Annotated in this window: 10 protein-coding genes; 6 read left to right on the top strand and 4 right to left on the bottom strand. The window is 63.0% G+C overall.

Translation table 11 applies throughout. The features are described from left to right. Positions 1–16 precede the first annotated feature (16 nt). From C2L65_RS26090 to C2L65_RS26080, 3 genes are all read right to left on the bottom strand, one after another. Entirely contained in the window at positions 17–2179 is a 2163-nt protein-coding gene (locus C2L65_RS26090) for a heterodisulfide reductase-related iron-sulfur binding cluster (RefSeq protein WP_042306478.1), read from the bottom strand. A gap of 122 nt (positions 2180–2301) precedes the next feature. Then, entirely contained in the window at positions 2302–4494 is a 2193-nt protein-coding gene (locus tag C2L65_RS26085; protein WP_042306477.1) for an oxidoreductase, read from the bottom strand. Positions 4495–4655: 161 nt separating this feature from the next. Further along, complete coding sequence (locus tag C2L65_RS26080) at positions 4656–5768, bottom strand: aminomethyl transferase family protein (RefSeq protein ID WP_042306476.1); 1113 nt, start codon at positions 5766–5768, stop codon at positions 4656–4658. Between C2L65_RS26080 and C2L65_RS45650 the strand changes: the two genes are divergently transcribed. From C2L65_RS45650 to C2L65_RS26055, 6 genes are all read left to right on the top strand, one after another. Then, the gene (locus tag C2L65_RS45650; protein WP_156132276.1) at positions 5767–6114 is read left to right on the top strand and encodes a hypothetical protein; all 348 of its coding nucleotides are present in this window, start codon (positions 5767–5769) and stop codon (positions 6112–6114) included. The genes C2L65_RS26080 and C2L65_RS45650 overlap by 2 nt on opposite strands. Before the next feature lie 167 nt (positions 6115–6281). Continuing rightward, the gene (locus C2L65_RS26075; protein WP_042306475.1) at positions 6282–7238 is read left to right on the top strand and encodes a PDR/VanB family oxidoreductase; all 957 of its coding nucleotides are present in this window, start codon (positions 6282–6284) and stop codon (positions 7236–7238) included. A 14-nt stretch (positions 7239–7252) separates the two neighbouring features. Next, complete coding sequence (locus C2L65_RS26070; RefSeq protein ID WP_042306474.1) at positions 7253–8323, top strand: heme-dependent oxidative N-demethylase family protein; 1071 nt, start codon at positions 7253–7255, stop codon at positions 8321–8323. Positions 8324–8479: 156 nt separating this feature from the next. Then, entirely contained in the window at positions 8480–10159 is a 1680-nt protein-coding gene (locus C2L65_RS26065; RefSeq protein ID WP_042306473.1) for an APC family permease, read from the top strand. A 27-nt stretch (positions 10160–10186) separates the two neighbouring features. Continuing rightward, positions 10187–10780, top strand: a complete 594-nt coding sequence (locus C2L65_RS26060) for a dimethylamine monooxygenase subunit DmmA family protein (protein ID WP_042306472.1) — start codon at positions 10187–10189, stop codon at positions 10778–10780. A 126-nt stretch (positions 10781–10906) separates the two neighbouring features. Then, complete coding sequence (locus tag C2L65_RS26055; RefSeq protein ID WP_042306471.1) at positions 10907–12043, top strand: porin; 1137 nt, start codon at positions 10907–10909, stop codon at positions 12041–12043. A gap of 12 nt (positions 12044–12055) precedes the next feature. On the opposite strand, the gene C2L65_RS26050 is transcribed toward C2L65_RS26055, so the two are convergent. Further along, positions 12056–13867, bottom strand: a complete 1812-nt coding sequence (locus C2L65_RS26050) for a histidine kinase (RefSeq protein WP_042306470.1) — start codon at positions 13865–13867, stop codon at positions 12056–12058. Between the last annotated feature and the right edge of the window lie 44 nt (positions 13868–13911).

Genomic DNA, 13911 nt, shown 5'->3' with positions numbered 1-13911 from the left:
TATCGCGCGGCACGCATCAGACGTCGGCCGTCACGCGGACATCGTCCGCAGGCGGGGCATTGCCGTCGACTTCCGTCAGACTCTCTGCAATCAGCTCGATCAGCTCGCGCACGATGAAGCGTCCTTCGTAGCCGCTCGTCTTGAGTGCGTCCTCGAACATCGTGAGGTCTTTCGGGCAGCACACGACGAATACCTCCAGCCCTTCGATAGCCGCCGCTTCCTTCATGCGGTTCTGTGAAGGCTTCTCCTGGCCGACGGGATCGTTCATCCAGATACGTCCGCCGCCTGCGCCACAGCAGAACGAGTTGTCGCGCGAACGGCCCATTTCGACCAGTTCGCAACCGAGTGCTTCGATGATCTGGCGCGGCGCGTCATAACCCTTGTTGAAGCGGCCAAGATGGCAAGGATCATGGAAGGTCACGCGATAGCCGAGCTTGCGCTTCGGGCGCATCTTGCCCTCGGCCAGCATGCGGGCCACCACACTCGTGTAATGCTCGATTTCGAAATTTCCGCCGAAGTCCGGGTACTCGTTGCGGATCGTGTTGTACGAGTGCGGGTCCGTCGTGATGATGCGTCCGAATTGCGAGGTGCCGAGCGTCGCGATGTTCTGCGCGGCGAGCAATTCATAAAGGCCTTCTTCGCCGACGCGCCGTACGTCGTTGCCTGCATTCGATTCGCCTTCGAACAGCAGGCCGAAATCCACGCCTGAGTCATGCAGCAGCGTCGCGAACGCCTGGGTGACGCGCTGGTTGCGTGGATCGAACGAAGCGTAGTCACCGACGAACCACAGCAGATCGACGGGTTCCTTGCGTGCGTCCTTGATCGTGAACGGCAGGGTCTTGGTCCACGCGGCGCGCTTGCGCTTCGATTCGTTGAACGAGTTGCCGTTCTTGTGGATCGCCTGCAGCGTCTTTTGCACCTGCGGCTCCATTTCACCGTCTTCAACCAGCTTGCGGCGCAGTTGCACGATGATGGGCACGTGCTCGACGGCAACGGGGCAGATCTCGACGCAGGCCATGCAGGTCCGGCACGACCAGATCGTTTCCATGAACACCTGGCCGATGTCCTTGCCATGCACGTCGAGCTTTACTTCTTCAGGCAGGGTGTTTTTCTCCAGCGCATCGTTGGCGAATTCGCGCAGCGACAGGATCACGTCGCGCGGCGACAACGGCGCGCCCACTGCGCGGGCGGGGCAGGCTTCATGACAGCGGCCGCATTTGGTGCAGGCATCGAGATTGAGCAGATGCTTCCACGTGAAGTCGGTGATGGTCTTGTAGCCGGCGCGCTCGGCGTCCGGTTCGACTTTCGGCAGGCGCTGCGCAGCGAGAGGATCGCGCATCAGAAGCGAGCCACTTGCGGTGAAAATGTGCTTGACCTTCGTGTACGGAATCAGCGCGATGAACGTCAGCGCGAGCGCGCCGTGGAACCACCACAGGCCCGTGCGCAGCACATAGGCGGCCGAAGCGCTGAGTCCTGCGCCGTGCATGATTTCGGCGAGCAAAGCTGCGACGGGCGACCACCAGCGCGTCTCCCACACGATGGCGCGGTCCTGCAGCCACACCAGCCGCAATGCGCTCAGCACGAAGCCCGTGATGCCGATCAGCACGAGCGACCACAGGAACGCCCAGTCTTCGCGGCGATATCCGCTGCGGTCATAGTCGGGATCACCGGGCTGCCGGTCGGGGCGCGCGTAATTGAGTTTCGGCGGCTTGATCCAGCCGCGCCGCACCATCATGTAGATCAGACCGCCAACCAGCGACAGGCCGGCGAGGTTCATCGCCAGCTTGAAAAACAGATAGAAGTTGCCGTTCCAGAAGTGAAAGCCGAGAAAGCGCGCCGTGATGTCGTAGTCGACCGTGACGGTGGCCGTGCCGGCAAACAGGACCGCGAAGCCGTAGAAAATGAAGCGGTGCGCGCGGCCGGCCGCCGGGTCGCGGCGCGCGATTGTGCGGTGATTGAGCACGACCTGCACCATCGCGCCGACACGTGCGCGCAGATCGATCGGGCCGGCTACGGGTTTGCCGCGCCGGTACTTGCGCACCTGGATATAGACGCCCCATGCGAATGCGGCCATGGCGGCGACGCCGGCCAGATAGAACAGCACGATCGCGAACGTGGGGAAGCCCTCGAAGAGGATCCGGGTGACGTTGACGGGGTCGAAAGTCGCTGCGCTCGACATGGGTTCGTCCGTTGAAAGAGTAAAGGGGATCCTGCGCCAAGGCACTCGCCGTGCGGGCCACCCGATCCGGATGACCCGCGCAGCGCGATGCGCGTGGCGTTCAGACTGCCGTGTGCAGCCGCTTACTTCTTGTAGACGATCTCGAAGGTGCCGCCGGGTTTGTGCGGCGTGCCCCAGACGGCCACTTCACGCTTGTACGGCAGCGGGATCTGGGCGTTCTTCTCTTCGATTTCGCGTGCGACGCGGTGGCCCGTGAAGGTTGCGTCGGCAATCAGGCGCGGCGCTTCGGCATCGCCGATCAGGTACACGGCCTTGATACCCTTGCCGTCCCATTCGCCCTGGCGTTGCTTCAGTTCGCGATACAGCCCGTCGTTGGAGCGGCGGCCCGTTACGAGCACGAGCGAATCGAATTCGAGCCAGCGGTGGGTCTTGTTCTCGTCACGCGGCAGTTGGCCCGCGCCCTTGTAGGTGCGGCGGGAACCATCGCCCCAGATGTTGTAGATCTGGATGCGGCCTGGCTCGATGCGGGTCGCGAAGTGATCGCCGAGTTCATGCACGCCCAGTTCATGCAGGCGGCGCATCATGTTCGGATATTCGAGCGTGAAGTGCATGTAGTTCGCGAGATGCACGCCACTGACGATCGTCACTTCGTGACCAGCTGCGGCGAGCTTTTCGGCAAGACTCGGTGCCATGAAGTACGTGTCGGCATTCAGGATCACGACGCGCTTGCCGATCGGCTTCTTGCCGGCGATCACCTGTTCCGGCGTCAGCTGGTCGGGCTGCGACGCATCGGCGCCCGGAATCGGGTCGTGCGTGAGGCAGTTGGTGCCGTCGCCCACCCAATGCGAGCCCGTTGCGATCACGACCTTCTCGGCGCCGTAATCGAGCACGTCGTCGGCTGTGAGCGGCTTCTGACCCAGCGCAAGCTGGCTGTGGCGGTTCTTCTTCAGGAGCTTGTTGATCTGCGTCTCGCGGTAGTCGCGGTGATAACCCCATTCGCCAAGTCCCGGCAACGTGACCACGCTGTTCAGATGGCCGCCGATCTTGTCGGCCTGATCGACGAGGTGAACCGTGTAGCCGCGTTGCATCAGCACGCGCGCGCATTCGGAGCCGGACGGGCCCGCGCCGACCACGAGGACGGAATCGTTCGAACCGCACTCGGCGAATTTTTCCGGATGCCAGCCGCGGCGGTACTCTTCGCCGGCCGTCGCGTTCTGCGTGCAGATCATCGGCGGGCCGCCGATTTCCCAGCGCGAGATGCACACATTGCAGCCAATGCAGACGCGGATATCGTCGATGCGGCCTTCGTCGACTTTCTTCGGCAGGAACGGATCGGCAATCGAAGGACGGGCCGCGCCGATGATGTCGGCGATGCCCTTGGTGACGATCTCCGTCATCTTTTCAGGGTCGGTGAAACGGCCGACGCCGAGCACGGGTTTCTTCGAAACCTCCTTGATAAAGCGTGTCCACGGAATCTGGTGGCCCTGCAAATTGAAGCGCGACGGGCCGGCGTCTTCGCCCCATTCGGCGATGTCGCCCACGTCGACGTCCCACAGGTCCACGAGCGAATCGGCCATCTCGACGAACTTCATGCCGTCCTTCTCGACTTCGATGCCGCCGCTGCCGTACAGCGAGTCGACCGCGAAGCGCGTCGCAATCGCGCAGTCGCTGCCCACTGCGCGGCGCACTTTTTCCAGCGTTTCGAGCCAGAAGCGCGCGCGGTTTTCGAGCGAGCCGCCGTAGCCGTCGGTGCGCTTGTTGTAGTACGGCGAAAGGAATTGCAGGGGCAGGTACGAGTGCGCGCCGTACACATAGACGATATCGAAGCCGGCATCGCGGGCGCGCAGCGCCGCATCGACGTAGAACTGCTGAACGTCGCGGATGTCGTCGAGATCCATCTCCTTGCAGTACGTGAGTGTCTCGAACTCGGACGCGTACTGGCTCGGACCGCGCGGCGTCGCGCGGCTTTCCATGCAGGGGGCGTGCGCGCCGCCGTACCACATCTCGATGCCCGCCAGCGCGCCGTATTTGTGAACCTCTTCCGTCATCGCGCGCAGATTGCGCACGTCGCCTTCGTCCCAGATGCGCGCCGACAGACGGTGCGTGTCGTCCGACTCCGGGTGGATCGAGCAGTATTCGGTGTTCATCGCGGCCCAGCCGCCTTCAGCCTTCATCGAGCGGTGCGCCGCCTGAAAGCCCGGCAGGTTGCTGCCTGCGCCGATACAGTGCGGAACCTGATAGAAGCGGTTGCGCAGGGTCTTGGGGCCAATCTGGATCGGCTCGAACAGCACGTCATGACGGGGATCGCGGGGCATGGATAGTGTCTCCTTTAACTTGGACTACATGAGACAAAGGCGAGGCCCCAATTGGGTGCCCTGGACAGTTGTTGTACTTCGCTGCCTCTGTCTTTCTCGTTGGGTGGCGGAGCGCCGTGCTTCGTATGGCGTTCCGCCGCCGTATCGTGGGTGCTGCGGGGTCAGGCGGCGACGCGGGTGCGCAGGCGCATCGGGTCGTAGAACGGCGTCTTGCTGACCACGCCGCTGAACTTGCCCGCCGCATCGCGAATCTCGAGCTTCGTGCCGAGCGCGGTGTGGTTCGGCTTCAGATGCACCATCGCCAGCGACTGCATCAGATAGCGGCTGAAAATCGCGCTGGTCACGACGCCCACCTGCTCGTCGCCGATATAGATCGGCGATCCGGCGCTCACGGCCGCATCGTGCTTGACGACGACGCCCGCCTGCTTGACGCGCTCCTTGCCGCGCGCCGCGAGCAGGGCTGCCTTGCCGGTGTAGTCACCCGCCTTGTCGAGGTCGACCATCCAGTCGAGATTGACTTCCCACGGCGTGGTGTCGCCTTCGGGCATGTCGAACGGATAGAAGAGCAGGGCGGCTTCGATACGCGCGATTTCGAGCGACATCCACGACGCGGGCACGGCGCCGTACGGCTTGCCTGCGTCGAGAATGTTGTCCCACAGCGCGACGGCGTCGGTCGACGCGCACGACACTTCGAAGCCCTGTTCACCCGAGTAGCCGCCGCGCGAGACGATGATCTTGCGGCCGAAGAGTTGGGTTTCGACGTGCGCGAAATAAGGCAGCTTGTTCAGGTCGATGCCGATGTGCGCCTGCAGGATGTCCGTCGAGCGCGGACCTTGCAGCGACAGCATATGGACATCGAAATCCTGGCGCCATTCGACGTTGCGCTTGTGCGCGGCGCGTTCGAGCTGGGTCTGTGTCGTGCCGCCGCCATGCGAGAGCCGGAAATGCTGCGGAGCATCGTAGATCACCATCAGGTCGTCGCAGAGGCCGCCGCGTTCGTCGACTTCGGCGGCGAGCCGGGCCGTGCCGGGCTTCATGCGGCTCACGTCGATCGCGCAAATGCTGTCGATCACAGCGGCTGCATCGGGGCCCGTCACGCGCACGATGTTCAGTGCGCTGATGTCGTAGAGGCCAGCTGCCGTGCGCACAGCGACGACGTCGTCATACGGATCACCCGAGTAGTACCAGGGAATCGGCATGTCGTTCCAGGAATCGCCATCGAGCTTCGAGCCGAGCTCACGATGACGGACGTTGAGAATGGATTGCCTTGTCATGATGTTTTCCCGAAAGTGGAACCCGTTTCTGGGGATGACTGCACGCGTGTCGTGTTGCGAAGGCGGTGGTATCGGACGGCGTGACTACGCCCGCATCGATGACCGCAAGTCTCTGCTGTTCAATTTCGACCCACAATCGCCCGGTGGCACTACCTCCCAGGGGGTAGTGCGTGCTACTCCGGATGCGCCGGTGCAATCAGAAAAAGAGGGTGTGCAGCGTCGATATGAGACTGCAACGTTGCCGAAAGAGGTTGGTAAAGAAGGCGGGAAACCCAATGCTGGCGCGACTCGCGCAGCGACGCGCCGGGACTTCGCGGCGATGCATTTGACGCGCCGGGCAGGGTAGCGCGAGGCAACCATTACTGCGCAGGGACTACCCCCACTGAATCATTGATAACGGTTTATTGCCGGCCGATGCTTCTTCCATGAATGCAACGACGCGAAGGCACGGCATGGCTTGCCGCTCGCGTCCACCCGCATCCATCCACCCGGACCTATGGAGGTGTCGACGGCATGAATGCATCGAGAACGATCCCCGTGCGTGTCACGCACGTCGAGCCGGTGACGCAAGACGTGCGACGCTTTACGCTCGAAAGCGCCAATCAAAGCCGCCTTCCGGCGTATTCGGCCGGCAGTCACGTCGTCGTGACGATGCGCGGCAAGGAGCGCATCTGGCGCAACGCCTATTCGCTGACGACGCCCGCCGGTACACGCGACGCGTATCAGATCATGGTGCGGCGCGTGCCTCAGTCGCGCGGCGGCTCGGCCTTCATGCACAGCGAAGTGCATGAAGGCAGCGAACTCGACATCTCGATGCCGTCGAATTTCTTTCCGATCGCACGATGCGGCGCCAAGCACGTGATGATCGCAGGCGGCATCGGTCTCACACCGTTTCTGTCGATGCTGCCCGAACTGGCGCAGGCGCGCGCCCGTGTCGAGATGTACCTGTGCTGCCGCCCGGAAGACGAAGCGGCGTTCACGGAGGTGATCGCGAAGCGCACTACGGGGGGCGTCGCTGTCTACACCGATTTGTGCGATGCGAAGGAACGCTTCGGCGACATGCTCGCTGCGCAACCGGCCGGCACGCATCTCTATACCTGCGGGCCCGAAGGTCTGATGAACGGCGTGGCTCGCACGGCGCGCGAACTGGGCTGGCCCGCCAGCTATTTTCACCAGGAGAGCTTCGGCGGCGGTTCGCATGGCGAGCCTTTTATCGCCGTGCTGGCGCAAAGCGGCCGCGAGATTCGCGTACGCAGCGACGAGAGCTTGCTGGAGGCACTGGAACGCGAGGGCGTCGACGCGCCCTATATGTGCCGTGGCGGCGCATGCGGCACGTGCGCGCTGGAGGTGCTCGACGGCGAGCCGGACCATCGGGATTTCTGCCTCGGCGAAACCGAGCGGGCCACGGGAGGCCAGATGCTGCCGTGCGTGTCACGCGCGCGGGGCGAGCGTCTCGTGCTGAACATCTAGGCAAAGGGGGCATCATGGCAATCGATTTCAAGACCGACGAAACCTTCCGCGATACCTTCACGTTCCGGAACAGCGACGAAGCGATCCTGCGCTTTCCGTTTCCGTTTCCCGAGGACAAGTACATGTACTCGGTCAATATCGAGCCGCATGTGAAGGACGGCAACTCGCCCGTGTTCCGGAGTACGTTCGATATCGACGAACACTATGTCGCCGAATGCCGCGAACGCGCGCTGACGCTCGAACGCGATCCGCTGCGCTGTCAGGTGCTCGATCACATGGGTCCGGCGCAATGGGACACGCTCGAACTGATCATGGAAAGTCTCGCCGAAGACTACCCCGGGCATTTCACGCTGGAGCGCAACGGCGACCAATGGAAATGGACGAACCGTCCGCTCGGGCTGGAACAGAGCTTCACATTCGGTGACGACAGCACGTTGCCTTGTGCGCCATTCGAGTACATCACGCGCCAGGCGCAAGGCGATTTCGTTCTGATCGACCAGCGTGACGACAACCTGTTCATGGACGGCGGCATGGTCACGACGCAGGCCGACTGGTCGCTCGATTTCGACCTGGGGATGAACTTCGTCGAATGGCATGGCCCCGTGCCGCTTGCGCATCAGGCGGGCATCTTCGAGCGCGCGCTCAAGTTTCTGTTGCGCATGCAACTGGGCGCGCCCGTACGCCGGTTGAACTGGACGATGACGGTCAACCCGCGGCTCGATACGTCGCCCGAAAGTTACCCCGAATGGGGCCCGGACCGGGCGAGCGTGACGCCGCAAAACATCGGCGACAAGCTTCATCTGCGCGTGGAATTGCAAACGCTGTTCCGCCTTCCGCGCAGTAACGCGATTCTGTTCGGCGTGCGCTGCTATCTGGGTGCGCTCGGCGACCTGGCGCGCGTGCCGAAGTGGGGCAAGCGGCTGCATCGCGTGCTCTCGTCGTTGCCGCCGGAACTGGCGGAGTACAAGGGCATCACACGCTACCGGCAGACGGCCGTCGACTGGCTCGCACCGTTGGACGACGGCTCGGCATTGTCGGGCGGCACGCATCCCGAAGTCGACCGTCTCGGGGTGGAGTTGGTGTAGGTACTGCGGGTACTGCGTCACGGGGTTATACGTCTTACTCAACTACAAGCTGTTGCAGTGTTTCCTTCCCGCGTTCGCGCCACCACGGCGCGGCCCGGGCGCATTCACGCGGAACGATTCCCACAATCGGCATTCCACCCCAAAAGGAAGACAGTTATGAGCGCGGTCTCCGAAGACTATGCCGCCGAAACGGCGGACGGTACCTTACATCGAAAGATCAGCTGGACGGGTGCATTCTGGGTGGCGAGCGGCGTGCCCGCGCTCGTGCTCTTTTCAATAGGCTCGATCGCGGCGACGGTCGGCAAGCTGTCGTGGGCGGTATGGATCGTCTCGATTGGCCTTGGCTTTATTCAGTCTTTCTCGTATGCGGAGATCGCCGGGCTGTTCCCTCACAAGTCGGGTGGCGCCTCGGTCTATGGCGCGATTGCATGGGTGCGTTATTCGAAGCTGTTCGCACCGCTCTCCGTCTGGTGCAACTGGTTCGCGTGGTCGCCCGTACTGGCCATCGGTTCAGGGCTCGCGGCGGGGTATATCCTATCCGTGCTGTTTCCAGCTGATGCGGCGATCAATACCTGGCAGATCACGCTGGTGAGTCTCGACTGGCTCCGTTCGGGCCTGAGCCTGCGGATCAACTCGACCTTCATACTCGGCGCGGTGGTGCTGCTCATCACCTTCGCCATCCAGCACCGGGGCATCCTGAACGCCGCGCGAATCCAGACGATACTGGGTATTGCCGCCCTGGTTCCGCTGATCCTCGTCGGCACGGTGCCGCTCATTAGCGGCGATCTGCCGCTGCACAATCTGCTTCCGCTCGTGCCGTTTGCGAAGGACAGCGCCGGTCAGATCGTCGACGGCAGCTGGAATCGCGCGGGCATCACGCTGATGGCGGGCGGGCTGTTCATCGCAGCGTGGTCCACCTACGGCTTTGAAACGGCCGTCTGCTATACGCGTGAATTCCGCAATCCGAAAGTCGATACGTTCAAGGCCATTCTGTATTCAGGCCTCTTGTGCATCTTCGTGTTTACCATCGTGCCGCTGGCGTTTCAGGGCGTGCTGGGTCTCGGTCATATGGTGACGCCCGCCGTCAAGGATGCCGCCGGCAATATCGTCACGCCCGCTATCTATGACGGCATGCTCTCGCCCGATATCTATAGCGGCATGGGCGTCGCGAAAGCCATGGCGCCGATGATTCACGGCGGCCTGCTGGTCGAGCGCGTGCTGATCGTGATGCTGGTGCTGGCGCTCGTGCTGGCGATCATGACGTCGATGGCGGGGTCTTCGCGCACGCTGTACCAGGCATCCGTCGATGGCTGGTTGCCGAAGTATCTGTCGCACGTGAACGAGCACGGCGCGCCGACGCGGGCCATGTGGACGGACCTGTGCTTCAACCTGGTCCTGCTGCTGATGTCGGACTATGTGTTCGTGCTGGCGATGTCGAACGTCGGCTACATCATCTTCAACTTCCTGAACCTGAATTCCGCGTGGATTCACCGGCTGGACCGCCCGGACTGGAGCCGGCCGTTCCGTGCGCCGAACTGGCTGCTCGCGCTCGGTACGCTGTTCTCGTTCGTCAATCTCGCCCTGCTCGGCATGGGCGCGGATATCTGGGGCGCGGGCACGCTCGTCTCGGGACTGTGCTTCGCCGCGCTGATTGTGCCCGTGTTCCTGTTCCGCCACTACGTGACCGACAAGGGGCATTTCCCCGAGGCGATGAAAGAGGACATGCAACTCCTCGGCTCACAACGCGTGGCGAAGCGCGCGGGCATCTTGCCGTACGTGACCGTGGCGGCGGGCATCGTGGTGATCGTGGTGACGCATAGCCTCGCCATCTACTAAACCTCTTGCGCAACGGATGGAACAGTCATGACGTCGACCAACAGAAGCCGGCCTGAATACAGGCCGCTGGCGCCCGACCTGCACGGCACGCGCCACTGGCTCGTGACGAACGGAGCGAGCGCCGAGGATCGCGTGCGCGTGAGCCTTGCGCTCGCCGGGCTCTCGCCGATGAGCATGTGGGAGGTGAACGACCCCACACGGCACGGTGCGGGTATCACCTTCCACAGGGTGAAGGAGCGCACATTCGCCGACGACGCAGCACTTTACGCCGCGTTCGACCTGGCGCTGCGCGATACGACGACGGCGACGATCGGCTTGCGCATCTACGTGCTCGGCAGCGAGCCGTTCATCTGGTCGATCCGGCGCATCGCGCAGCACCATGCGCTTGCGCCGGAAGCTGTCCAGGTGCAGCACAGCGGCACGTTGCAGCGGCGCGTCTACTGCATTCACTGCCACGCGTTCAACGATCCCGTCACGCGGAACGTGGTCGCCTGCTGCGGTTGCGGGCGGCAACTCCTCGTGCGCGATCATTTTTCGCGGCGCCTTGCTGCGTTCATGGGTGTACAGGCGGATGCCGAAGTGCCCGGCGAATTGCCCGCCATCTCTCAGCCGTATCTGTAGTCCGCTGTCGTTCTTCCCCAGTCTGATCGAGATGCACATCGCGCCGTTTTGACGGCGCGATGTGTACGCGCATGGACAGCCGCACGCCGGGTGTCCCGCTATCTGTTTGCCCAAGAGGAGACTCAAATGAAATCCGCGCTTCGCGGCGCCGCATGGGCGGCGTTGTGCCTTTGTGGAAATAGTTATGCGCAAAGTTCCGTCACGCTCTATGGCGTGCTGGATGACGGCTTGAATTACACCAGCAATTCCGGTGGACACCATGCGTTCGCCATGGTGAGCGGCGATACGGCGGAAACCAGTTTTGGCCTGAAAGGCAGCGAAGATCTGGGCGGGGGACTCAGCGCGATCTTTACCCTCGAAAGTGGCGTCAATCTGAATAGCGGTCAGCTTAACCAGGGCGGCCGCCTGTTCGGCAGACAGGCATTCGTTGGCCTGTCGTCGACACCCGCGGGCACGCTCACGCTCGGCCGGCAGTACGATGCAACCGTCGATATGTGGAGCCCCTTCACCGCCGCAGGAAACTCGATCGGCGATCTGGCGGCCCATCCGTTCGACAATGACAATGCGGATTACGATTTCCGGCTTGGCAACTCCGTCAAGTACGTCTCCCCGACACTGTATGGTTTTCAGCTGGAAGGCGTGTACGGCTTCAGCAATACGACCAACTTCTCCGCGAACCGCGCCTACAGCGCAGGGCTGACTTATAGCGCTGGCCCGATATCGCTTGCTGTCGCGTACCTGCATCTGAACGGAGTCGGTACCACGGCGGACGGGGCGGTTTCCTCGGACGCCGTGTTCGTTGCACCGAAGCAGCAGAATATCGACGCCGGCGTGAAGTGGACGTTCTCCGAAAACGCCAATGTGTCGCTCGCGTACTCGCACGTCGACGTGACGTCACCCGCCGCAAACGCGTATGCGCCGAATATCGGCACGCAGACGTGGACGTCGTGGAAGTTCGATAACATCGAGATCAACGGGCAGTATTACTTCATGCCGGACCTCTCGCTGACGGGCGCCTACACGTTCACGCATGGACGGCTTGAATCGGACGCGGGGAGCGACAGTCCGAACTGGCATCAGGTCGCGCTCATGCTGAACTACAGCCTCAGCAAGCGAACCTCGGTGTACGTCCAGGGCGCTTGGCAACACACCAACGCAAGCACGGGAACGGATCTCGATGCCGCGCATATCATTGGTTCGAACGGCCTGTCCTCGTCGGGAAATCAGGTGGTCGCCCGAATCGGCTTGTCGCAGAAGTTCTAGCCAGGCAGCCGCTCAACGACTGGTTGCGCCACTGACGCCGCGTGCCTTATGAGCGGCCAGCGCGGCGGGCACGAAGTTCAATACCACACGTGAGCCCTGTTCGGCCGGCTTCAATTCGAGCCGTCCGCCGAGGCTGCGGGCGCGCTCCCGCATGATCGCGAGGCCGTAGTGATGTTCATCGCCCTGGGTGCGGTCGATACCACGGCCGTCGTCGTCGATCGACACGGTCATCGTGTTGCCGTCCGACATCAGTTGCACCTGGGCCGTCGTGGCGCGCGCATGGCGGATCACGTTGGTCAGCGCCTCACGCACGATCTGCGCGACGTGCATCTCTTCATTGACCGTCAGGCGCATGCGCGGCACACGGTTGTCAATCGAGATTTGTACCTCGCTGCGCGAACCGAATTCTTCGGCGAGATCTTCGAGCGTGGAGGCGAGGCCGTGCGCATGCATCGGCGAGCGGAACGTGGTGAGCAGTTCGCGTAGCTGCCGATAAGCGCTGTCGATGCCTTCGCGAATGCCTTTTGCGATTTCGGCGATGTCGCTCTGCGAGAGTTCGGGCGGCAGGACGGCTTGCAGGCGGGCAAGTTGGATCTTCATGTAAGACAGCGATTGCGCGAGCGAGTCATGCAGTTCACGCGCAATGGAGTTGCGTTCCTCGAAGAGCGCCATGCGCCGGTCGCGCACGTCGCGGCTGACGTTCGAAATTGCATGCGCCAGCACGCTGGCAATCGTTTCCAGCAGATACAGGTGGCGCTGCTCGAAGTGCGTGTCCGGCTCGCCTTCCGCGATGAGCACGCCATAGGTGGCGAGCGGCACGCGCACTGGCGCGGCCAGCACACGCGGTGGGACTTCGCCGCCATCAAGGGGCGAAAACGTGTGGGTGCCGACGAGCGTCATCAGTTCACTGGTGACGCGCGTACGCACGATGGACGGCACATCGCCGTTCGGGGAAACGACGGAATCGACATCGAGCAGCTGCGCGGTCGATTCCGTCATCACCAGCGCAATGCGCTTCACCCGCAGGACGCCGACGAGACGTTGCAGCAGGGCCTCGAGCGTGCGGCCCGAGGGCTCTTCTTCGGCAAGCTGTGCGCAGATGTGATGGAGCAGTTCGAGCGACTGGTCGGCGAAGGCAATGTAGTCTTCGACGATCCGTTTGAGCTGCGTCGACTCATCCTGCTCGGTACGCAGCCGGACGGCGAGCTGCGCCTGGAGCTTGAGCAGGCGGTCTATTTCATCGCGGCCTTGCGGCACGGTCTGGCCGGTTTCCGCCAGCGCCCGCAAGGCCGCGTGCGGCCGCGTGACGAGCGCGCGGCGCGCGCCCCATGCAAGCGACACCACGCCGAAGATCAAGAGGAACGCCGTACAGGCCTGCAGCAACCCGAGCACGGCCGAATGCACCTGGGCCTGGTACGCGATCTGGACGCGCAGTGCTTTGAGTGCCGCGAGCGTTTTGGCGGGCTCGGTGTCGTGCGCAGCCGGTACTGTCGAGGCCGGCAACAGCGCCGCGATTTCCGGCGTGGGCGCGCCGCGTTGCCTCCAGTCGTTCAGTAGCGTATCGTTGCGGACAAGTGAATCGGCCAGCTCAGTCAGCGCATGTGCCGTGTCTTGCGAGCGTGTCTGCAGCGTCGCTGCCGTGGTGCGCAATCTCACGGCTTCGTCGAGTGAGAACAGAGTCTGCCGGAAGCCTTCATATCCTCCCTTCTGCATGAACGCGCTCACGTAGAGCAACGCGATCAGGGCGACGATGCAGGCGAGCAGCGAGCAGACCTTCGCGTAGAGCGGATAGCGGTGAACGGTCGCGGACTGGTCGGTAGTCATGGGCGGGTGAAGTGGTAGAGCGCAGCGCTTACGATCAGTGATCC

The organism is Paraburkholderia terrae, assembly GCF_002902925.1.
GTDB classification, from domain to species: Bacteria; Pseudomonadota; Gammaproteobacteria; order Burkholderiales; family Burkholderiaceae; genus Paraburkholderia; species Paraburkholderia terrae.
Note: the sequence above shows the minus strand (reverse complement) of the source record. Positions and strands in the feature narration are given on the sequence as shown.

Excerpts from the sequence above, each read along its gene's own strand:
- C2L65_RS26090 (WP_042306478.1), bottom strand. The coding sequence starts at position 2,179 with ATGTCGAGCGCAGCGACTTTCGACCCCGTCAACGTCACCCGGATCCTC.
- C2L65_RS26085 (WP_042306477.1), bottom strand. The coding sequence starts at position 4,494 with ATGCCCCGCGATCCCCGTCATGACGTGCTGTTCGAGCCGATCCAGATT.
- C2L65_RS45650 (WP_156132276.1), top strand. The coding sequence starts at position 5,767 with ATGATGTTTTCCCGAAAGTGGAACCCGTTTCTGGGGATGACTGCACGC.
- C2L65_RS26080 (WP_042306476.1), bottom strand. The coding sequence starts at position 5,768 with ATGACAAGGCAATCCATTCTCAACGTCCGTCATCGTGAGCTCGGCTCG.
- C2L65_RS26075 (WP_042306475.1), top strand. The coding sequence starts at position 6,282 with ATGAATGCATCGAGAACGATCCCCGTGCGTGTCACGCACGTCGAGCCG.
- C2L65_RS26070 (WP_042306474.1), top strand. The coding sequence starts at position 7,253 with ATGGCAATCGATTTCAAGACCGACGAAACCTTCCGCGATACCTTCACG.
- C2L65_RS26065 (WP_042306473.1), top strand. The coding sequence starts at position 8,480 with ATGAGCGCGGTCTCCGAAGACTATGCCGCCGAAACGGCGGACGGTACC.
- C2L65_RS26060 (WP_042306472.1), top strand. The coding sequence starts at position 10,187 with ATGACGTCGACCAACAGAAGCCGGCCTGAATACAGGCCGCTGGCGCCC.
- C2L65_RS26055 (WP_042306471.1), top strand. The coding sequence starts at position 10,907 with ATGAAATCCGCGCTTCGCGGCGCCGCATGGGCGGCGTTGTGCCTTTGT.
- C2L65_RS26050 (WP_042306470.1), bottom strand. The coding sequence starts at position 13,867 with ATGACTACCGACCAGTCCGCGACCGTTCACCGCTATCCGCTCTACGCG.